This window comes from Butyrivibrio sp. MC2013 (assembly GCF_000424585.1).
Classification (GTDB): domain Bacteria; phylum Bacillota; class Clostridia; order Lachnospirales; family Lachnospiraceae; genus Butyrivibrio.
The window spans coordinates 1-22,295 of record NZ_AUKE01000007.1 but is presented as its reverse complement, the minus strand read 5'-3'; the positions used below and the strand labels follow the sequence as shown (position 1 = coordinate 22,295).

The following is a 22,295-nucleotide window of genomic DNA, read 5'->3' as shown; positions in this document are numbered from 1 at the left end:
ATGAAATTTGTGCTCGGTGTTAGGCGGACAATAATTACTGATGGGAAAAAGCTTAAATGCGCAAAAAGAAAAAGGGCTTTTGGCATAATTGCACAAAAAGCTAACAACAAAAATTATGTTTTAAACAATTGACGAATATATGCCCGGGGTTCTAGAATCGAATCATAAAGCAACAGAAAATGTGTTGATAAAGAATGCAGTAGGTAAGGCCCCGGATAGTATCCGGGTAGAGACAACATATTAAGAAAACGGAGGAAAAAAGATGAAAAAGAAACTTGTCAGTATGCTGCTGTTATCATCCATGATCATTGGAACAGTAGCAGGATGCGGCTCTGACGCATCAGACAAAGGTGGGGATGATGCAGTAAAGACCGAGACTGCAGCAGAGGACACAGCTGAGTCTGATTCAAATGCTGATACAGAGACTCCTGCAGCAGCTCCTGCAGAGGACCTGAGCTCACTTAGAGGAAACACAGCTCCTACAGAGGATGAGGTCACTGCTGTAAATACTACTCTCAATGATACATATCTGGGAGATGTGTTTGATACTGTGATCCCTAATGACTATTCCGCATACCCTGTTCAGGGGGATGTAACACTGGATGTATGGATGCCTTCCAATTCAATCCTTGCTTCTGTATGCGGCGATCTTAATGAGCAGAGGGTATTTAAACAGGTTGAAGAGCTTACAGGCATCAAGCTCAACTTCATTGTTCCTACATTGGGTGAAGAAGGAACAGAGTTCAATACCATGATAGCAGGCGGAGATCTTCCGGACATCATCATTGATGCAGGCAGATATCCCGGTGGTATTTCAGCAGGTGTTAATGAGGGTGCTTACCTTGATCTCACAGATATTATCGAAGAGGGAATGCCCAACTATTCAGCATGGAGACAGTCTGATGAAGACAGACGTAAAACTTCTATCACAGATGACGGTATCATCGGTGCAGTATACGGTGAGGCTCCTTATAACGAATGGTGCTGGTTTGGTCTTTTGATCAAGCAGGAAGCACTGGATGCAACAGGTCTGCCTGTTCCGGAAACTGTAGATGAGCTTCATGATTTCCTGGTAGCTTGTAAGGAAAAAGGCTACAATGAGCCTCTTAACTATGGTTCCACATATGGCCAGATTTTCACAGGTATCATCAATGGTGCATACGGAGCCTGGGACTGGATGTTTGTGGATGATAACGGCAAAGCTCAGTGGGGACCTGCACAGGAAGGTGCCAAGGAGTATCTGGCTACTATGAGACAGTGGTATGAAGAGGGCCTTCTCAACTCAGACTGGGCTACAGCAGACTTTAACCAGAGAATGGCTGAGGCTTGTTCTGATGACTGTGCTGTAATGATGGATTCACCTGATACAATGTGGGGCTACTGGAAAGAGGACAATGATATCGATTTCGTAGCATGCCTTAACCCTGTACTTAATAAGGGAGACAAGTCAAGACAGACATATAAGAACTTTAAGTCAACCGGTACTACTGCAGCTATCACAACACAGTGTGACAATGTTGAAGCAGCTATGGCATTCCTGGATTTTGCATACACCAAGAAGGGCTGGGAAATCTACAACTATGGTTCTTACGGTGATGTACATCTCATCGATGAAAACGGACTTCCTTATTTCTTCAAAGAAGGTCTGATGTATAACGATCCTGACAATCAGCCTCTTAGTAACCTGATCTGGAAGTATCGTATCCACAGCTTTGCAAATATTCGTGATGAGCACAACTCCAATCCTCTGATCACAGCTGAAGGCTCCTACTCCGGAGATATCAGAGAATACTGGACAACAACTATGGATGATTCACCTACCATGCCTCCTATCAGCTTCACATCAGATGAGAGCGCAAGAGAGGCTGAGCTTGGAACAGTTCTTTCAACTATGAGAAATGAATACTTCTCCAAGATCATCATGGGACAGCTTGATCTGGATGCATATGATGAATTCCTTCAGAATGCAAAGGATCAGGGCCTTGATGAATTTGTAGCACTTTATCAGACAGCACTTGACAGATATAACAACCGCTAATTATTGCCAATAGGGTGTGCTGCCCGAAGTAATTCGGGCAGCACTTTTGGGGCGTAAATAAAGGGACAGTCAGAGCTGATGCTGCCGCTAAATAACGGAGGGCAGCTTTGAATGAAAGGATTGATATGAAAGCACCCGAGACAAAGAAAAAGGAAAAGAGATTTACTAAGGATGCTATCAGAAAGGACTTTAAAAAGAACTGGTTTGCTTATCTTCTTCTGGTACCCATCATAATTTGGTATTTGGTTTTTTGCTATGCACCTATGGGGGGAATCTCTATAGCATTTAAGGATTTTAAACCCCTTCTTGGATTTGCACGCAGTAAAAATGTAGGATTTAAACACTTCATTGACTTCTTTACGGGACCTTATTTTTTCAGAACTGTTAAAAATACTTTCCTTTTGAATCTTTGGGGACTTGCTTTAGGATTTACTGCACCTATCATTCTCTCTCTTCTTTTGAATGAAGTTAAGAATATGAAGTTCAAGAAGCTGGTGCAGACTATAACATATATGCCTCATTTTATCTCACTGGTTGTAATATGTGGTATGATCCACATCTTTACCCAGCCCGGAGGTATTGTGACACAGCTGGTTGATGCGATCACAGGAACAAGTCACGGTTCTCTTTTAGGATTTGCATCAATGTTCAGGCCTATCTATACCATCAGTGGTATATGGCAAAATGTGGGCTGGGACAGTATCATCTATCTCTCGGCCATGAGCTCTATTGATCCGGGACTGTATGAGGCAGCGGACATAGACGGAGCGGGAAGGTTTAAAAAGATGATTCATATCACCATTCCCCAGATCATGCCCACTATCATGATCCTCTTTATTTTTGCCGTAGGTGGACTTATGGCATCAGGTCATGAGAAGATCATTCTCTTATACAATTCACTTACATATGAAACTGCGGATGTAATAGCTACATATGTGTACAGGCGAGGCCTTCAGGAGGCCAGCTACAGCTTCTCTACTGCTGTGGGACTGGTGAGCAGTATAGTGAATTTCCTGCTGCTGTATATCACCAACAAGATCGCCAAGAAGCATACAGATGTGTATGTGTTCTGATAAGAGAAGCTGAAACGGAGATAGATTATGGCAAAAGAGCAAAAGAGCAAGATTGGGAGATATAAACCTTCCAACATATTATTTAATCTGATCAATTATTCTTTTTTGACTATACTGACGCTTGTATGTTTCTACCCGATACTTCATGTAATACTTGCTTCTATAAGTGATCCGTCACTTCTTATTAAGCATCAGGGTATACTGCTAAAGCCCCTTGGGGAAGCGTCACTTAACGGATATAGACTGGTCTTTAAGGATTCCAGTATTCTTGTGGGATTTAAGAATACTCTTGTGTATGTAGGTCTGGGAACAGCGGTAAATATGATTTTTACAATATGCGGAGCATATGCGCTCTCCAGAAGGGACCTCCTTTTTAAAGGACCTGTAATGCTCATGATCACTGTAACCATGTTCTTTGGTGGTGGTCTCATACCCTGGTTCCTTATCATGAAGAACATAGGTATGTATAACAATCTGGCTGCAATGATCCTTCCGACCGCGCTTAATACATGGAATATGATCATCTTAAGGACCGGTTTCCAGGGATTGCCTTATGAACTGGAAGAGGCTGCGATCATAGACGGGGCAGGGCAGGCGCAGACTCTTTTAAAGGTGATACTGCCACTGTCTAAGCCGGTACTGGCTGTTATCTTCCTATATTATCTGGTAGGTAACTGGAATTCATGGTTCAATGCCATGGTGCTCCTGGCAGATAGGGAGCTGTATCCTCTGCAGCTTCTGCTCAAGGAGATACTGGTAATGAATGATACCTCAATGTCCAGCGTGGGAAGCGCCGGAGGAGTATCTATCAATAGCGTTCAGGGCGCTACTGCATATAGAGAGCTTGTAAAATATTGCGTAACAGTAATAGCTACTCTGCCAATACTATGTGTATATCCCTTCCTTCAAAAATATTTTGTTAAGGGTGTATACGTAGGTTCTATTAAAGGATAACTGATCATAAGATCATAAAATAAAGGAGAAAAAAATGCACGCTTACAGAAAGGACTATCCAAGACCACAACTTGTAAGACAGAACTGGGAGCTTTTAAACGGAAGCTGGGAATTTGAGTTTGATGATGAGGACAAGGGAATCAGGGAAGGCTGGTTCTCAGGAGAGGAGAAGTTTGGCAGGAGTATAGTGGTTCCCTATACTTATGAAACCAAGATGTCCGGTATTGGGGATGAAAAGGCTCACAGTGTTGTGTGGTATCAAAAGACAGTAAATATTGACTTTGAGGCCAATAAGAGCAACAGACTCCAGCTCCATTTTGAAGGAGTGGATTACAGGGCAGACCTCTGGGTGAACGGAGAGTATGTGGGCCAGCATACCGGCGGCTATGCCAGATTCTCTTTTGACATCACAGATCATCTTAAGGATGGCAGCAACGTCCTGACCCTCAGAGTTGCAGACACATATGATGATGGTCAGCCCAGGGGCAAGCAGAGGTGGATATCAGAGAACTTTGGATGCTGGTATGTGCAGACTACAGGTATCTGGAAGAGCGTATGGATGGAATATACAGCGCCTGAGTATATAGGCAGGCTCAAGATCACTCCTGATCAGCCCGGAGCCAGGGTCATCATTGAGGCGGATATTGTCTGCAAGAGAGAAACTTCAGATCTGGAGCTCTCAGCTCTTGTGACCTTTGAGGGTAAAGAGATCAACATGGCAAGCACAAAATGCGCTGCAAATAAGGCAAGGCTTGTGATCGAGCTTAATCGTCCCGATCTTTTTGACTGGGGTGTACATGAGTGGAGTATGGAGAATCCTGCTCTCTATGATCTGACCTTGGAGCTGAAGAGGGGTGAGGAAGTAAGAGATCAGGTAGAATCTTATTTTGGTCTTAGAGAGATCAGGATCGATAATGCCAATATACTCTTAAACGGCAGACCTATATACCAGAGACTGATCCTGGATCAGGGCTATTGGAAGGATTCACATCTTACACCTCCGGATGAAAATGCTCTTGTAAAGGATATTGAAGCTATCATGAGCATGGGCTATAACGGAGTGAGAAAGCATCAAAAGACTGAGGATGAGAGATTCCTCTACTGGTGTGATGTCAAGGGCCTTTTGGTATGGTCCGAGATGGCAGCAGCGTATGAGTTTGGTGACAATGAGGTAGCTGAGTTTACAAGAGAGTGGATGGAGATCGTAGAGCAGAATTATTCACATCCTTCTATCATTACCTGGACTCCTTTTAATGAATCCTGGGGCGTAAGACATATCAGGACCGACAGACAGCAGCAGCACTTCACAGAGGCTATCTATCACCTGACCAAGGCTTTTGATCATATGAGGCCTGTAATAGTCAATGACGGCTGGGAGCATACTATTTCAGATATCCTGACCCTTCATGATTATGAAGAAAAGGGCGAGGTACTCTTTGACAGATATGCGGGACGATGGGAAGAAATCCTTGAAAACAAGGTATTCCACTGCGGTCACCATCCTGCATTTGCAGAAGGCTATGGCTACAAGGGACAGCCTGTGATCATAAGCGAGTTTGGCGGAATCGCATTTGATAAGGGCCAGGGCTGGGGCTATGGCAATAAGGTAAAGGATGAGGAATCATTTATCCAAAGATTTGATGATATCACAACAGCCATCAAAGAGCTGCCTATGGTATGCGGTTACTGCTATACTCAGGTATCTGATGTACAGCAGGAGGTTAACGGCCTCATGGATATGGAGAGAAACTTTAAGATTGAGCCTTCTATTCTGAAGGAGATCAATGAAAGAGTAGTAGAGTAAGCCTGGATGCGGCTTCCATTACCCCTAAGAAGGGGGCATTTGGAAGCCGTTTCTTTTTGTGTTAAACTCATATGATAGGTAAAAAAATAATCCCGTAGTTAAGGGGGAGAAATGGGTTTTCTTTCGTTTGGATTTTTGCTGCTGCTGTTTCCGCTGACAGTAGTTATATATCATGTTCTGCATAAAATGGGGCAGAGAAGGCTGGCAGAGCCTGTCCTTCTTGCTGCTTCTCTTATTTTTTATGCCACTTATTCCGTGGAGGGGCTTGTGGTCCTTATCTGCAGCCTGCTGTTTAACGGCATCTGCAGCAGGGCTCTTATGAGAAAAGAGAAGCAGAAGGGACTGTTATTCTTTGGCATATCTGCTGACCTTGTCCTTTTGATACTTTTTCGCTATAGCGATTTTATAGGAAGAAATGCGGCTATGATATCAGGCAGAGAGTTTACTCCTGTGGATATCTTTGTGCCTGCGGGCATCAGTTATTTTACCTTCAGACAGATAGCCTTTTTGGTAGATTCTTACAGGCATGAGACCTGTGATATGTCTTTTGTGGAATATGCCCTTTTTATCACTTATTTTCCGTCGCTTATCATGGGACCTGTGACTCTCCACGGAGAATTTATCTCCCAGCTTAGAGATGAAAAAAGCCGCAAGCCAGATTACTATGATCTCTCTACGGGCTTTATATGGCTGACTGTGGGCATGACAAAGAAGCTCCTTTTGGTACCTGTTTTTGCGGGAGCCGCCGATTTTGCCTATGGAGATATAGGGCGTCTTAGCTTTGCTGAGAGCTGGGCCTGCGCCCTTGCTTATACTATACAGATATACCTGGACTTTTCAGGCTATTGTGATATGGCAGGTGGCGTATCCAGGATGCTGGGCATTGATCTGCCCGTTAACTTCAGGTCGCCATACAAGGCACTGTCTATAAAGGATTTCTGGAAGAAATGGCATATCACACTAAACCGTTTCCTTACCAGGTATATATATATTCCCCTTGGAGGCAGCAGGAAGGGGATGATAAGGACTCTGATCAATATCATGATCATATTCATCATAAGCGGCATCTGGCACGGCGCTGCATGGACCTTTATTGCATGGGGCCTGTTTCATGGCTGCCTTATGGTCTTTGAAAGACTGCTTGGGGACAGGGCTGATAAGCTGCCCTCTCCTGTCAGATGGCTATATACCTTTTTTATGGTAAATATTGGCTGGGTATTTTTCAGGGCAGGCTCTATGGGAGATGCTCTGGCATATCTAAAAAAGATGTTTGGCGCGTTTTCTCTTTATCTGTCTCCTGAGTTTTATTCATCATTTGGTCTTAATTCAATACCTGTAGTTACCAGGCATCTCAACTATGCGGTGCCCCTTATCTACATATTTGTCATGGCAGGGATACTGATCCCCGCTAATCTATATGACAGGAAATATAAGCCGGGAGCATTACTTGCTGCAGGGACTGTCATATTGTTTGCTTTGTCACTGAATTTTATAAGCCAGGCTACAGGCTTTATATATTTTAAATTCTGATTCCGTGGAGAAATACTAATGACTTCTGATCCTAACTGGAAGAAATGGTTTAAGAATATGCTGACTGTCCTTGTGACAGTGCTGATCATTCAGGCTCTTATTGTGATCATCATAGATCCCTGGTTTCATTTTCATGCGCCCACAAAAGGGATCGCTTATATCCTGAATAACGAGAGATGTCAGAATGATGGAATCATGAAGCATTTTGATTATGATTCCATTATCACAGGCACTTCCATGTGCGAGAATTTCAGGGCTTCCGATGCTGACAGGCTCTTTGGGGGAAACTTTGTCAAGGTTACCTTTGGTGGCGGATATTTTAAAGAGATAGCAGATGCGGAAAGGACAGCCCTTACAGAGAATCCGGATCTTAAAATGGTGATCAGATCCATTGACCAGAATTTTGCCATGGAGGACAAGGATTACAGAAATCCCGATGCTCCGGATCCTTCCTACTTATACGATAATAATATTTTTAATGACTGTGAGTATATATTCAACAGAGAGGTGATATACACATGGGTGCCCAGGGTCCTGGAGAAGACTATTAAAGAAGGAAAACCTGACGATTTTGATGATTATATGCGCTTTGCGGAGGACAGGCCTCTGGGAGCAGAGCATGTGATGAAGGATCTTGATCATCCGGGGCAGAGCCCTCAGTCGGGAAAGGGACTGTCTGATCAGGAAGAGCAGATGTTAAAAGACAGTATAGAGCAGAATTTTATTGCCAATGTCAAAGCCCATCCTGATGTGGATTTCTATTATTTCTTCCCGCCTTTCTCCGGAGCCTACTGGTATGTGTATCATGTGGCGCCCGGCGAAATTACAAAGCATATTGAGATGATGAAGATGATCGCATCCATGCTGACAGAATATGATAATGTTCATCTCTTTGCATTTTTTGAAGAGACGGATATTGTCATGGACAACGATAATTATTCGGATCTTATCCACTACAGCGGAGATATCAGCGACAGGATACTGGAATGGATGGCAGAGGATTTCCACAGGCTCATGAAAGAGGATGTGGAAGACTATTTTACAAATATAGAAGAGTTATATCTGGGACTGGATTATGACGCGCTCTATAACTATTAAAGGGATTTAAAGGAGTTTGAATGGATTATAAGACTATGTCCGCGAACTTTTTTTCTAATGTTCCGCGGGATTTTTTTACTATACTGGCTTCGCCAAACAAGGAGCTGTATCTGTCTGCGCTCTTTGTGGTAAGGGCTGCTTTTGAGGACAAGCTTACCATAGACAAAAAGGAGCTGAAAGAGCAGATACTGATCTCTCTGGAAAATTCTATTGAGGCTGCCAATCTGGAAGCTGATCTTGATGAAGAGGATGGGGTAGAAGCGGCAGAGGAACTCTCGTCCCTGCCGGGGAGGGCTTCTTTTCTCGTAAAGAAGCTTATAAGCAGGGGATGGCTTTTGGAAGAGGATTCCAAGCAGGGATTTGAGAAAAGCATTGTGATCCCGGATTATGCTTCGGATTTTATGGAGATGCTCTATCATCAGACTCAGCCCAAGAATGAGGCTGAAGGTAGCGATGTATTTGCTTCATATGCTGTCCTGAGGATTGCAGAGGGCGAAAGATCTGAGCACAGGGCAGGGATCATGGGAAGGGCCCTTAAGATAGCATCTGACAATGCAGGTGAGCTTAATAAGGCTTTTAGGAATCTCTATTATTTCATAGGCAAATATTACCGGGAGCATGCAATGGATGAGCATGTAAGGGATATGCTGGAAGCCAGGTTTAAAGAGGGTGGCGAGCAGAGTGTTATTGACGCCTGGTATCATCCCCTCAAGACTTCCGATTCCATCGCGCTCTATGGAGGCGATATCCAAAAGATCGTGGCAGAGATTGAAAAGGATCCTGATCTGATCAGGCAGATGGCAAGGAGCGATCAGTCTTTTAAGCTCAGGGGAATGGATGAAGAGGATGCGGTACTGGAGATCAGAAGAAGGATAGACTACATCATCAGGACCTTCAGGACTGCCGGTGACAAGATTGATGAGATCACTGACAGAAATGCGGATTATAACAGGCGCTTTACTCAGGCTGTCATCCATAATCTCAGGAGCGATCATTCTATTGTGAGCAAGATCGTGAGAGTCATGAAACATATGGATGAAGATGAGGAATACAAGCAGAAAGTCTGCGGCAGCTTGTCAGCTACAGACAGTGTATTTGTGGATGAAAGATCGCTAAGGAGTGATGTGGCAAGGCCTAAGGAGTCAGATGAGGCTCCAAAGCTTCTGCTTCGTCCTCATCATGAGAAGAATGAAAATGCCAGCAGGAAGTTTCTTGAGAAGAGCTTTGGCGGCTATACCATGGCAGATGCCAGAAAATATGTGGCTGAGAAGATGCATGGAAGAAAACGCATGGAGACAGGCGAGATCATAAAGGAGATGGAGGATTTTACCCAGGAAGATTATACTCTTTTGATCATGGCCGGGCTCTACGGCTTTGCCAGCGGCAGCTACAGCTGCAAAAAATCGGAGAGGACTATAGAAGTAGGGGGCTACTGTGTCCCTGACATGATCTTTGAGAGGAAGGAAGACAAGGAAGGAGTCGTATAGATCAGATGAGCACTTATATGGACAATGATGACGGCCAGTATGGCTTTGATGTTCCGGGGAGCAGTTCATCCGGGGGCGGATATATAGAAGAAGTGGAAGGCAGAGGAGTGACTGAGCTCTATACACGTCTTAAGGCTTCTGACAGAGAGTATTTTCAAAGGGTGGTCAGGATTCTCTTGTCCGGCACCTATGTATTGCAGATGGATTATGAGACAGAGACGGGACTGATGTCAAGGAATGCGGATTATATCTTTATCCTGGCAAATTATGACCTTTTGTCTTTGTATTTTGAGATGGGCGGCTTTAACCTTGTCCATGATAAGGACAACGGACTCTTTGCCCTGGAGAATGAATCTGACGAAGCAAGGTATCATTTTAATACTAACAGTACCAGGATAGCTCTGGCTCTGCGCTGTATATATCAAAAGAAATATTCTGACAGCATAACTGCCTCCCAGATTACCTCCTCTGTGGGAGAGACTGTGCGCTTTTTGAAGGATAATCTGGGGGTGGATATCTCCTCCAATAAGCAGCAGATGGCTGCGGATTTCAAGACCCTGGTGCACTTTAATATCATTGATAAGGGCAAGGGCGAATGGAAGGATCCCGCTACTGTCTTTAGGATCACTCCGGCGATCCTGCATCTTGTCTCTTCTGCAAAGGTTGAAGAGCTGCTCATGGAAGTATTGGAGGAAGAGAATTGATCAGATTAACTAGGATTTTTGTATATAACTGGGGCAAGTTTGACGAGCCTACTTTGATACCGGTGGGAGATGTGACACTACTCTCGGGAGCCAATCAGGCGGGTAAATCGCAGATCATTGATGCTGCCATGATGGTGCTGACAGGACGAAAAAAGGGTATCTTCAACAAGGCAGCGGACAAGCATTCAGCCAGAAACGTAGAGAAGTATCTCTATGGTTATTGGGCTGCAAATAATCAGGAGAAGTTCCTGCGTCACGAAGGCATCTTTACTTCTTATGTTGTACTGGAATTTAAGGATGATGTTAAGGACAGGTACTTTTGCAACGGCTTTGTGGCTGACTGCCCTCAGGATCATACCAGAAGAAGTGAGAGATGGTTTTCATACAGGGGCAAGGGGATCCCGGACAATGAGTTTATCTTTGATGATGTGGTCATGTCCATAGGGGAGCTAAAGCGCTATCTAAAGAGTTATGTTGGCGAGGAGAATTACAGCTTCTATACAGATACAGAGTATTCCAAATATATCATGGCATCCTATGGTCAGGTGAGATCTGACTATATAGCCCTTCTTAAGGCTGCTGTATCCTGCAGTATAGGTGAGAATCTCAACATAGGTTCTTTTATCACAGACTCTATTTGTTCGGTGACGGAAAATGTAGATCTGAGCTCTATCCGCAGCACCATACATGACTATTATGACCTGAAGGACAGGGCAGAGTCTTCCAGAAGGCGTATAGAAAAGCTGGAGAAGATTCGCGAGAGCTACGCCCTTTATCACGAGGACGTGGAGCTTACCAAAAAACTGGACTATGCCCTTATAAGAGATGAAGAGAAAATCCTGGAAAGCCAGATGGAGGCTTCCACTCAGCTTATAGAGCAGCTGTCCATGGATATGGAGCAGGCCAGGGCTATGAACAAGGTCAGGAGCGAGAAGCTCACAAAGCTCAGGGACAAGATAGGCCACGTACATGAGGAGCTGGGAAGGTCTGATACTGCCCAGATCAGGAAGAGTCTTGAAGAGAAGAAAAAAGATCTGGATGAAAAAAGAAAAGGCTACGAGGACAATCTGTCAGCAGTCCATAAGACCATCACATCCCGTGCAGGAAGTCTTATTATGTTCCTGATGCAGGCTGAAAATGCTGGATTTACAGTGGGCTCTGAATATATGGAGCTCCTTGACAAGGCGCAGAATATTTCTGAAGAAGCTCTTTCATCTTTTGACCTGGCAGATGCCAATGAGAAGCTGGGCGAACTCTACCAGGAGATAGTGGCTTATCATAGCAGGCTGGGTGCCGAGCTTAAGGAAGTTAAGGAGAGGCAAAGGGCTCTTAAGGAGGAGAAAAGTGCCCTTTTGGATAATAAAAAGCCCTATCCCAAGGAGAGCCTTGCTATGAAGGAGCTTTTGGAAAAGGAATTATCTTCTTTTTATCATAAGGAAATAAAGATAGACATCCTGGCAGACCTTTTGGAGATCAGGGACCCTGAGTGGCAAAATGCCGTGGAGGGCTATCTGGATAACCAAAGGTTTGACCTTCTTATTCCATCAGAATACTACGACAAGGCTCTGGAGATATACAGGGCAAATAAGGACAGGCTCAGAGCATACAGATCCGGACTCATAGACGCAGAGAGGATAAGGAGCGGCTGGAAGAGAAATGTAGAGAAGGGTGCCCTTTCTGAAGAGGTAGTTACAGATAATGAAGATGCAAGGCTTTATGTGGACTATAAGCTGGGCTACATCATCAAGGTAGATATTGCTACGGATCTGTATAAACACAAGTGCTCTATTACCAGGGACCTTCTGATCTACAAGGGTTTTGTGACCAGAGGCAAAAATTCTGTTCCCGCACTCTTTATAGGCGGAAGGGCTGCCCAGCAGCAGGCAGAGCAGATTGAAAAAGAGCTCGCAAAGCTTGAAGAAAAAATAGATGAGATCACAGCCAGTATGACCATAACAGGCCCGGGCAAGCTGGAGAGGTATCTTGCGGATGAGGATTTCTATGCGGCTGCCATATCTCATGCTGAGGATATCAGGGAACTTGAAGAAGAGTCCCTTGAACTGCTGCGTCAGATAGGAAGCGTGGATACAACAAGGGATGCTGAATTAAAGAACGAACTGGCCGGTCTGAATGCAAGGATGGAAGAAGTAAGCTCTCAGATGGAGGCTGCAGGCACAGAGCTTGGAAGAGGAGCAGCCAGGATTGAATCCGAAGAAAAGAAGCTCCGCATAGCCAAAGAGGAATATGAGCTTTTGGAAGAGAAAGCTATGGATGCTTCGAGGTTCTCCGCAAGCTGGAGGACAAATGAGGGAGACCCCTGGATCAGAGAGGATGCCGGTCAGAACAGACGAGGCAATCTGAAAAAGATCAGGGATGCGCATAACAAGATGAGAGAGGATGCTCTTCTTTCTTCCCAGAAGCGCTTCTCTCTGGTCAGAAGGCTCAGGAGCCTCTACAATCAGGAGGAGACTGCAGGCTTTGATCCTGACAGAGAGTTTGACAATGAAGAGTTTGATACTGAGCTGATAAGGCTCAGAGAAAGCGGCTTTGTGAACTTTGAAGATGAGATAGCAAGAGCTGCAGAAAGGGCTACCAGCGAGTTCAAGGTGGAATTTATAGGCAAGCTCAAGGCCAATATCCAGCAGGCTCAGGAGCAGATCGATGCGGTAAATGAGGTGCTGACTACCAGGTGGTTTGGTAATGTGAAATACAAGCTGATCCACGAAAAAGAAAAGAGCTATGAGCGCTTCTATGATATGTTCATGGATCCCAATCTGGTAAGAGTGGAGCCTGATATGCCGGGCTATGGAGGAATATCCATATTCTCAGGTGCCTTTGAAGAGGCTCACAGGCAGGAGCTGGATGAACTCCTGCAGCTGATAATGGACGAGAAGAATCTGACCCAGGAGCAGCGTATATCCAGGGAAAAAAAGCTGGAGATGTATACTGATTACCGCACATATCTGCATCTGGATCTGGCGTCCATAGATCATGGCGGCTCTACCAAATATATGTCTGATGTTATCAGAGATGAGTCGGGTTCAGGTATCCAGACGCCCTACTATATTGTTATGTTTGCTGCTATAGCACAGAAGGTAAGGGCTGCGGACAAGGAGAATACGCTGAGAATAGTCATACTGGATGAAGCCTTTAACAAGATGGATGAAAACAAGATAGCAGCCTCCATAGATCTGCTAAGGAGTTTTGACCTGCAACCTATATTTTGCTGTGTTCCCGAGAAAGTAAAGGTGATCGCTCCAAAGGCTGATATTACTGATATTGTGATGATGTATAACGATAAGAGCAGCTATGTAGAGAGCTTTTTTGACAAGGAGGCTCTTGCTGAAATGAATTGACGAGGGCTGGGCCAGGGTTATATAATAAAATAGCTCAGACTCTGAGGGGGAGTGGTATCAAAGTGGTCGTAATGAGCCGCACTCGAAATGCGGTTGTCGGTTTCCGGCACGTGGGTTCGAATCCCACCCACTCCGCTTTATGCATGATTTTTGGAGTGAAGCTACAAATATATTCTCTTAAGAACAGTTTTCTGTCAGGAGGTATTACATGCATTTTTTTCAGCCCGTTAATGTCGAGGATACAATCCCTAATCAGTTCAAGTTTACAGATCATAATATGGCGCTGGTAACAGCAGCTGCTGATGGCAAGACCAATGCCATGACTGTGTCATGGGGTGGATTTGGTTATATATGGAATCGTTATGTTGCGACTATATATATCAGGGATAGCAGGTATACCAGAGAACTCCTTGATGCTACCGATGGCTTCTCCATAAGCTTCCTCAATTATGAGAATTATCGCAGGGAATACAAATATCTGGGAACGGCTTCGGGCAGAAATGAAGACAAGCTCTCAGGGTGCAGGTTTGGAGTGGATGTTGATGAGGATGAGGACATTCCCTATATTGATGAAGCGGGGACAGTCATCCTTTGCAGAAAACTGATCAAGCTTCCCATGGATATAGATGATATTCTGGACAAGAGTATTGCGGATCAGTTTTATGCAGACAGAGATGCTCACAATATATACATGGGTGAAGTAGTCAAGATACTGGTGAGATGAATGATCCGGCGGGCAGCGAGTGCTGCCCGTTTTTTAATGCTCTGTTTTGACTATAAAAGAATGGCTAAATGGCCAGTATTGAAAATGAATATTTCTTGTAAATATTTAACATGTTTGAATAAATATAATTGGTGGTTTTGGAAACTAAAGTAGATGAAAAATTATCCGAAAAAAAGTAAGGTAGAAAACTTGTATGTGGATAATGAAAATGTGGTGCAAGTAAGTGCTCTTATAAGACGACTTAAGCTTTGTTCGCGACAAAACACTTGAAATCTATATTGCTGATTATAAAATAATAAGTGTGGACAGAATATAGCACTGGTGAGGTCTTATATGTATATACCCGGAAGAAGTGATTACATACTAATAGTAGATGATGATCCTGTTCAGCTTAACTATGTAAAAAATAAGCTGAAGGATCATTTTGAGTGCCAATGCGCAGCTTCTCCCGAGGAAGGTATTATGATCGCCCTTAAACACAGACCCATGCTCATAGTGACAGATATAATGATGCCCGGGATGAGCGGTACTGAGATGATGGCCAGGCTTGATGAAGAGGAGAAGACAAAGGGAATACCATATATAGCTGTTACATCCTCTGATGGGACTGATGCTGAGAGTAAGGTGCTCAAGGATGGTGCATCAGACTATATACGCAAGCCTTTTGATGCAGAAGTACTATTACAGAGGGTCAACAATGTGATCAGGGTGGTAAAGGCTCAGAACAGTCTCAGGACCATGGCTGTCACCGATGATCTGACAGGTGTATATACCAGAAGATATATTGAGAATAAGATTGACTCTCTTGCTGATGATGTGGAAGGGACCTTCTGTCTGCTGGATCTGGATCATTTTAAAAATGTTAATGACAGATTCGGACATGAGGCAGGTGACGCGGCACTTTGTATATTTGCCAGGACTATCAGCAGGCTCAGCAGAAGCGATGATATTACAGCCAGGATTGGTGGAGATGAGTTTGTGCTCTTTTTCAAGGGCTGCGTGGACAGGAGGATCATAGTCCCCAGGCTTCGCAGGATCATAGAGCGTACCAATGAAGACCTGGAAAAATATGATGTTACTGTCTCCATTGGTGTTTCTCTTCGCCCTTCTGATGCTACGAGTTTTGCTGAGCTTTATCAGCGTGCTGACGAAGCACTCTATGATGTTAAGAGATCAGGCAGAGGCTCTTATAAGTTCTTTGACGAGGGGGATTCGGAGGATGACGCTGATTCCGGAGCTATGCTGGTCAGCAATGGTGATTTTGATAATATTGTTGAGTTTTTGGGACGCAGCAATGACAGGGTCCATATATCCAAGTCGGTGTTATTTGTCACCAATGTTGGCTGCAACAATGACAAGTGCCGGGGGGAGCTTCTGTCATTTTTAAAACAGAATCTGAGGACGGCCGATGTGATCACCCAGTCCGATAATTCCACATATACAGTATTGCTGACCGGAACCGACGGCGGTAACAGGGATCTGGCTATTAAGAGGATCCGTTTTCTCTGGTCCAAGACTCATAAGGATTATGAACTTGGGATCGTTAAAGGCTGAAAAACTGTTATAAAATAAGCAAAGACAATTATTTGAACAGGCGCGTCTTATAATAATATATAAGGCGGCCTGTTCTTTTTGGCTATCACTCGATTAGGAGCCCCTTATGTGTTATAATTTACTGACTGGGAATGAAAGGTTAACTGGGGAATCCCATTACAGATACAGGTGAATAAATGGCATATACAGCTTTATACAGAAAGTTCCGTCCGCCTACATTTGATGATGTAAAAGGACAGGATCATATTGTTACGACCTTGAAGAATCAGATCCTCTCTGACAGAGTGGGTCATGCATACCTTTTTTGCGGTACAAGAGGAACAGGTAAGACTTCTGTTGCCAAGATCCTCTCAAGAGCGGTCAACTGCGAGAATCCTGTAGGAGGCAATCCCTGCGGCGAGTGCGAGACCTGCAGGGCTATAGCTGAGGGCAGGTGTGTGGACGTAGTGGAGATGGATGCGGCATCCAATAACGGTGTGGAGAATATCAGGACTGTCATTGATGAGATATCCTATTCTCCTTCTGTAGCCCGCAAGAAGGTATATATCATAGACGAGGTCCATATGCTGTCTACCGGAGCGTTTAATGCGCTGCTCAAGACGCTGGAAGAGCCTCCGGAATATGTTCTCTTTATACTGGCTACTACTGAAGTACAGAAAATACCTATTACCATACTCAGCAGATGTCAGCGCTACGACTTCCACAGAATCACCATGGATACCATAAAGGACAGACTGGCGGAGGTTACCAGAGCTGAGAATGTCAATGCCGAGGATAAGGCATTGTCATTTATAGCCAGAGCTGCTGACGGCTCTATGAGAGACTCTTTAAGTCTTCTTGATCAGTGCATTGCTTTTCATTATGGCGAAGAGCTGACCTATGAGAGAGTATTGGACGTACTGGGAGCCGTAGATACACAGGTCTTTGGTTCTCTTTTTGATGCTCTGTACAGATCTGATGCGTCAGCTGCTATCAGCATACTGGCAGATGTGGTGCTTCAGGGAGGAGAGCTGACTCAGTTCGTCAATGACTTTGTATGGTATCTTAGAAACATGATGCTGGTATCGGCTTCTGATGAGATGGAGGATGCTGTAGATATATCCAGAGATAATTTAAAGCTTTTAAAGCAGCAGGCCCAGGATGCGGATATAGATACCATTATGAGATATATCAGGATATTCTCTGAGCTATCTGCGTCTATCAGGCTGGCAGCTCAGAAGAGGATACTCATAGAGATGGCGATCATAAGGCTCTGCAAGCCTGAGTCTGACGGAGATGATACAGAGGCACTTACAGACAGGATCAGAATCCTGGAGTCCCATGACAGGGAGATAAGAAATCAGGTTGCCAGGATTGAGAAGGAGGGTGTTGCAATAGCGCCTTCTGCGGCAGCAGGCCAAGCTGTTATCGCTCGTAAAGAGCCGCCAAGGCTTGACAGGGCAGTGCCTGAAGATATACAAAAGATCGTAGCTGAGTTTCATTCCATCACCCAGAAGCTAAAAGATCCCATGCTGAAGTCTATGTTTGTAAAGAACAGACCAAGGCTGTCCCTGGGAGCAGATGACTCGCTCCTTGTAGTATTCCAGTCAGGGGATGTGACCAGTAGCATCAAGGTGATCATGGATCACAAAGAGGCACTGATGGAGGAACTGGGCAATATCACCGGCAAGCAGGTCCCTGTGGATTTCAAGGTGCTAGGAAACGGCGAAGCCTTTGAAGATTATTATGTAGATCTTGAGACCTTGCAGGATAAGGGGCTTATCAATGCTGAGATAGTGATGGAAGAAGAGGAAGCCTATCCTGTAAATGACAGTAAGGAGGATACGGCTCTTCAGAATGCTGCTGCTGCAGAAGATGCGCCTACTCAGCCGGATGATACTAAAGATGTTCCTGATGAAGATCTGAGCGGACTAAAGGGATATGACATGGCTGATGAAGAAGCTCCTTCGACGGACGAGGAAGAAGATATCATTGGTTACTCTGAAAGCGACGAAGAAGAGCCGGACCAGGAGGCTGTTCTCTTGGCAGAAGAAATGGCCAGAGAAGAAATGGAAGATCAGGAAGAAGATTAAGGAGGATTTATAAATGAGTAAAAGAGGTGGATTCCCGGGAGGAATGCCGGGTAATATGAATAATCTCATGAAGCAGGCACAGCGCATGCAGCGCCAGATGGAAGAAAATCAGAAGGAGCTTGAGACCAAAGAATTTACTGCAGCTGCAGGGGGCGGCGCAGTAGAGGCTACAGTGACAGGCTCAAAGCAGTTAAAGGCTGTCAAGATATTACCTGATGCAGTAGATCCTGAAGATGTGGAGATGCTCCAGGATATGATCGTGGCAGCAGTTAATGAAGCCATGACTCAGGCTGAAAAGGCAAGCGAAGAAGCTATGAGTAAGATGACAGGCGGCCTTGGCAGCCTTGGCGGACTGGGCGGAGGTTTTGGTTTCTGATGGATCTCTACAGCGGTCATGTAAACAGACTGGTGGATGAGCTGTCTTCTCTTCCGGGTATTGGGGGGAAGACTGCCCAGAGACTTGCTTTTTACATAATCAATATGCCAAAGGACAGGGTAAAGCGCCTTGCGGATTCCATATCGGATGCCAGAGAGCATGTGCATTATTGTGAAAAATGCTGTACACTTACTGACTCTGCTCTGTGCCCTATATGCTCAAACGAGAACAGGGACCATTCAACTATCATGGTGGTGGAGAACAGCAGAGATCTGGCTGCATATGAGAGGACGGGCAAATACAAGGGCTTATATCATGTGCTTCAAGGCGTTATATCACCAATGCTGGGCGTAGGCCCGGGAGATATCAGGTTAAAGGAACTGATCACCAGACTGGAAACCGAGGATACAGAGGAAGTGATCCTGGCGACGGGCTCGAGTCTGGAAGGGGAGACTACTGCGATGTATGTCAGTAAACTGATCAAGCCTTCAGGTATCAAGGTGACAAGGATAGCCAGTGGTGTCCCTGTGGGAGGGGACCTGGAATATATTGATGAGGTAACACTGCTCCGTGCATTAGAGGGCAGGACAGAACTGTAATTGGAGGGGAATATGGGAGTTAAAAGAGAATTTTTTGGAGAAACCAAAGACGGAGCACCGGTATATCTGTATCATGTCAGCAACAACAATGGCATGGAAATGGTATGGACTAATTTTGGTGCTATACTTCGTAATGTCTATGTGTTTGATAAGGATGGGGCAAAGAGGGATGTGGTCCTTGGCTATGATAGTTTGGACGAGTATTATGTCAATGAGCCTTTCTTTGGCTCTACTATTGGACCCAGTGCTAACCGTGTAAACGGTGCCCAGTACCAGATTGCCGGCCGAACATATCATATGTCTGTTAATAATTCCGGCAAGCATAATCTGCACACAGATATTGACCTGGGATTTCATAAGAGGGTATGGGAAGCTAAAGAGACCAATAACGGCGTGATATTTAGCCTTGAACAGGAAGATGGCGAGATGGGCTTTCCGGGAAACAGATTGTTTACAGTTGAAGTCAGCCTGAGTGAGGATAACGAGATCAGGATCCATTATCATGCTGAGTCAGACCAGGATACTCTTATCAACATGACTAACCATAGCTATTTCAATCTGGGCGGTCATGACAGCGGCAAGATACTGGATCATGTAGTGCAGCTTAATGCGTCTTATTTTACTCCTGTACATAATGAAGAAGCTATCCCTACAGGCGAGATATTGCCTGTTGAAGGTACTCCTATGGACTTTACTCAGCCTAAGCCCATTGGAAGGGATGCGGCTGAAGACTATGAACAGCTGCGTTTTGGCAGAGGCTATGATCATAACTTCTGCGTGGATGGAGCTGTGGACAAAGAGGGGCGTTATGAGAGTGCGCTCAGAAGCTTTGCCTGTGTGACAAATCCTGTAACAGGGATCACCATGCATGCATATACCACTCTTCCCGGCTTTCAGTTCTATATTGGTAACTTTATTGAGACTCATAAGGGCAAGGATGGGGCGACATATTCCATAAGAGATGGTTTCTGTCTTGAAAGTCAGTTTTATCCCAACGCTATCAATGAGGAGAATTTTGTGACTCCTGTATTTGGCCCTGATAAGCCCTATGACTCTGAGACTGTATATAAATTCGGTTGAGAATAAAAACTAAGGCGTGGGATCCTGAGATAATAAATGCAGGGTCCCATGCTATATATGCCGGCACCCTTTGATGCGGGCATGGAGGATGATAATGGCGCAGGTTAGAAATTTCAGAGATTATGTAGAAGACCCGGAACTGGAAGAGGAAGAAACACTAGATGCCGGGGAACCTTCTTATAAAGAGAAGATCCGAAGCCATAGGGTAATGGTTTTTTACCGTGGAATACTGATGGCGGCCGCTACGGTCGCCATTATTACGGCTATATATATAAATTGGAGAGGCAGATCCTATACGGAAATGCGTGTAGTTCGCACAAGCCCTCTTAGCGGAATGGAAGGATCCACCGTGTTGGCACTAGGTAAGAACGCCATCAGATACAGTAAAGATGGTATGAGCTGTATTGCTCCCGATGGGAGTGTGTTGTGGGATGTGACTTATGAGATGCAGTCTCCTATTGTAAGGACCTGCGGTGAAACAGCTGCAGTGGGAGACCACGGTGGCAATACCATATATGTGGCAGGCAAAGAAGGCAGCATGGGTCAGATCTCTACTAATCTGCCAATTAACGATTTTACAGTATCTGCAAAGGGGGTAGTAGCTGCTACTCTCTCGGACGGGGAGATCAGCAGGGTCAGACTCTATGACTCTAAAGGTAATGAGCTGGCTGCCATAAAGGCCACAATGCCCAATAGCGGATACCCTCTTTCCGTGAGTATTTCTCCTGATGGAGAGCTGGTAGGCTGCGCATATTTGGGTGTAAACGGTGATGACGTTGAGAGCAGGATGACATTCTATAATTTTGGAGATGTGGGCCAGAATGAAACGGATAATATGGTCAGCTCTTTTAAGTACCCGGGTAACGTGATACCGTTCAATGTATTTATTAATGAAGATACAAATATGGCTGTTACCGATGACAGAGTGCTCTTCTTCAAGGGTTCTGATGTGCCCAATAATCCCGTTACTGAGCTTACAGGTGAAAAGGAGATATTGAGCATATATTACAGCTCTGAATATGCAGGGATCATAGGCACCGGCAGGAGTCTAGAGGGTAAATATGAGCTGTCTGTATATAATACAAAGGGTAGCAAGATCTTGGAGATGCCCTTTGATATAAATTATACAGGAATGTTCTTTTCTGACGATCAGTTCGTTATCTATAACGATAGGGACTGGATACTATATGGACTAGATGGAAGCAAGAAATATGAGGGGAGTTTTGATAAGCCCATCCAGGCTCTACTTCCGGGTAGGAGCAGGAGCAGGTTCACTATGATCTCCGCGAATAGTATAGAAGAGATTGAACTTAGGTGAGCCCAAAAGCAGGCTTTGAGAGGGATTAAAAAAAGACATATGATTTGATTTATTTCTTCTTGCAAAAGCATTATCCAGATGCTATACTAAACATCACTCGCCGATAAAAACGGTGTGAAAAAACTTTTTAAAAAATATTAAAAAAGTTCTTGACACACAGCTGACGGCGAGGTAAGATATAACACGTTGCGGCTCACGAGAAACAAGAGCCAAGACAAAGCAAAGCAGAATGATCTTTGACAACTGAACAGCAATGCAACCCTGAAGATTCCAAGCTTCTAGTAAGAAGCAAAGTTATTTTCAGAGAACCAAAACCAAAAGTAAACGGAAAGCAGAATTACAGCTAGTGTAATTCTGAACCGAATCGAATTTTAAAGTGAGAGTTCGATCCTGGCTCAGGATGAACGCTGGCGGCGTGCCTAACACATGCAAGTCGAACGGAGTTGCTCGCTGATGAAGCTTCGGCAGAATCTTGAGTAACTTAGTGGCGGACGGGTGAGTAACGCGTGGGTAACCTGCCTCGTACTG

Annotated in this window: 16 protein-coding genes, 1 tRNA gene and 1 rRNA gene; all 18 read left to right on the top strand. The window is 44.7% G+C overall.

The features are described from left to right. Positions 1 to 262: 262 nt before the first annotated feature. Positions 263 to 2,038, top strand: a complete 1,776-nt coding sequence (locus G636_RS0104750; RefSeq protein ID WP_026507101.1) for an extracellular solute-binding protein — start codon at positions 263 to 265, stop codon at positions 2,036 to 2,038. A 125-nt stretch (positions 2,039 to 2,163) separates the two neighbouring features. Continuing rightward, the gene (locus G636_RS0104745) at positions 2,164 to 3,111 is read left to right on the top strand and encodes an ABC transporter permease (RefSeq protein WP_026507100.1); all 948 of its coding nucleotides are present in this window, start codon (positions 2,164 to 2,166) and stop codon (positions 3,109 to 3,111) included. A 27-nt stretch (positions 3,112 to 3,138) separates the two neighbouring features. Continuing rightward, positions 3,139 to 4,065, top strand: coding sequence for a carbohydrate ABC transporter permease (locus tag G636_RS0104740; protein ID WP_035778814.1), 927 nt, complete (start codon positions 3,139 to 3,141; stop codon positions 4,063 to 4,065). A 34-nt stretch (positions 4,066 to 4,099) separates the two neighbouring features. Then, complete coding sequence (locus tag G636_RS0104735; RefSeq protein WP_026507098.1) at positions 4,100 to 5,869, top strand: glycoside hydrolase family 2 protein; 1,770 nt, start codon at positions 4,100 to 4,102, stop codon at positions 5,867 to 5,869. A 186-nt stretch (positions 5,870 to 6,055) separates the two neighbouring features. Continuing rightward, entirely contained in the window at positions 6,056 to 7,399 is a 1,344-nt protein-coding gene (locus tag G636_RS0104730) for an MBOAT family O-acyltransferase (protein WP_196803032.1), read from the top strand. 18 nt (positions 7,400 to 7,417) lie between these two features. Next, positions 7,418 to 8,497, top strand: a complete 1,080-nt coding sequence (locus G636_RS0104725; protein WP_035778812.1) for a hypothetical protein — start codon at positions 7,418 to 7,420, stop codon at positions 8,495 to 8,497. A gap of 20 nt (positions 8,498 to 8,517) precedes the next feature. Further along, positions 8,518 to 9,984, top strand: coding sequence for a Wadjet anti-phage system protein JetA family protein (locus G636_RS0104720; RefSeq protein WP_026507095.1), 1,467 nt, complete (start codon positions 8,518 to 8,520; stop codon positions 9,982 to 9,984). Between the two features lie 5 nt (positions 9,985 to 9,989). After that, positions 9,990 to 10,688 carry a DUF4194 domain-containing protein gene (locus G636_RS0104715; RefSeq protein ID WP_026507094.1) on the top strand — a complete coding sequence of 233 codons (699 nt, stop codon included), beginning with the start codon at positions 9,990 to 9,992 and terminating at the stop codon, positions 10,686 to 10,688. Further along, positions 10,685 to 14,044 carry an SbcC/MukB-like Walker B domain-containing protein gene (locus G636_RS0104710; protein WP_026507093.1) on the top strand — a complete coding sequence of 1,120 codons (3,360 nt, stop codon included), beginning with the start codon at positions 10,685 to 10,687 and terminating at the stop codon, positions 14,042 to 14,044. Before G636_RS0104715 ends, G636_RS0104710 begins: the two co-directional genes overlap by 4 nt. A 48-nt stretch (positions 14,045 to 14,092) precedes the next feature. Then, positions 14,093 to 14,179, top strand: a tRNA-Ser gene (locus G636_RS0104705). A 73-nt stretch (positions 14,180 to 14,252) separates the two neighbouring features. Then, complete coding sequence (locus tag G636_RS0104700; protein WP_026507092.1) at positions 14,253 to 14,768, top strand: flavin reductase family protein; 516 nt, start codon at positions 14,253 to 14,255, stop codon at positions 14,766 to 14,768. A 333-nt stretch (positions 14,769 to 15,101) separates the two neighbouring features. Further along, a complete protein-coding gene (locus tag G636_RS0104695; RefSeq protein WP_026507091.1) occupies positions 15,102 to 16,322 on the top strand; it encodes a GGDEF domain-containing response regulator in 1,221 nt (406 codons plus the stop codon). 176 nt (positions 16,323 to 16,498) lie between these two features. Continuing rightward, entirely contained in the window at positions 16,499 to 18,394 is a 1,896-nt protein-coding gene (dnaX, locus tag G636_RS17320) for a DNA polymerase III subunit gamma/tau (RefSeq protein WP_081668268.1), read from the top strand. 13 nt (positions 18,395 to 18,407) lie between these two features. After that, positions 18,408 to 18,770: a YbaB/EbfC family nucleoid-associated protein gene (locus tag G636_RS0104685; protein WP_026507090.1), complete on the top strand. Its 363-nt coding sequence runs from the start codon at positions 18,408 to 18,410 to the stop codon at positions 18,768 to 18,770. Next, positions 18,770 to 19,369, top strand: a complete 600-nt coding sequence (gene recR / locus G636_RS0104680; protein WP_026507089.1) for a recombination mediator RecR — start codon at positions 18,770 to 18,772, stop codon at positions 19,367 to 19,369. The genes G636_RS0104685 and recR overlap by 1 nt, the downstream gene beginning before the upstream one ends. Before the next feature lie 12 nt (positions 19,370 to 19,381). Continuing rightward, complete coding sequence (locus G636_RS0104675; RefSeq protein ID WP_026507088.1) at positions 19,382 to 20,449, top strand: aldose epimerase family protein; 1,068 nt, start codon at positions 19,382 to 19,384, stop codon at positions 20,447 to 20,449. Positions 20,450 to 20,543: 94 nt separating this feature from the next. Continuing rightward, positions 20,544 to 21,767 carry a DUF5711 family protein gene (locus tag G636_RS0104670; protein WP_026507087.1) on the top strand — a complete coding sequence of 408 codons (1,224 nt, stop codon included), beginning with the start codon at positions 20,544 to 20,546 and terminating at the stop codon, positions 21,765 to 21,767. 372 nt (positions 21,768 to 22,139) lie between these two features. After that, a 16S ribosomal RNA gene (locus G636_RS0104665) occupies positions 22,140 to 22,295 on the top strand; the annotation flags it as partial.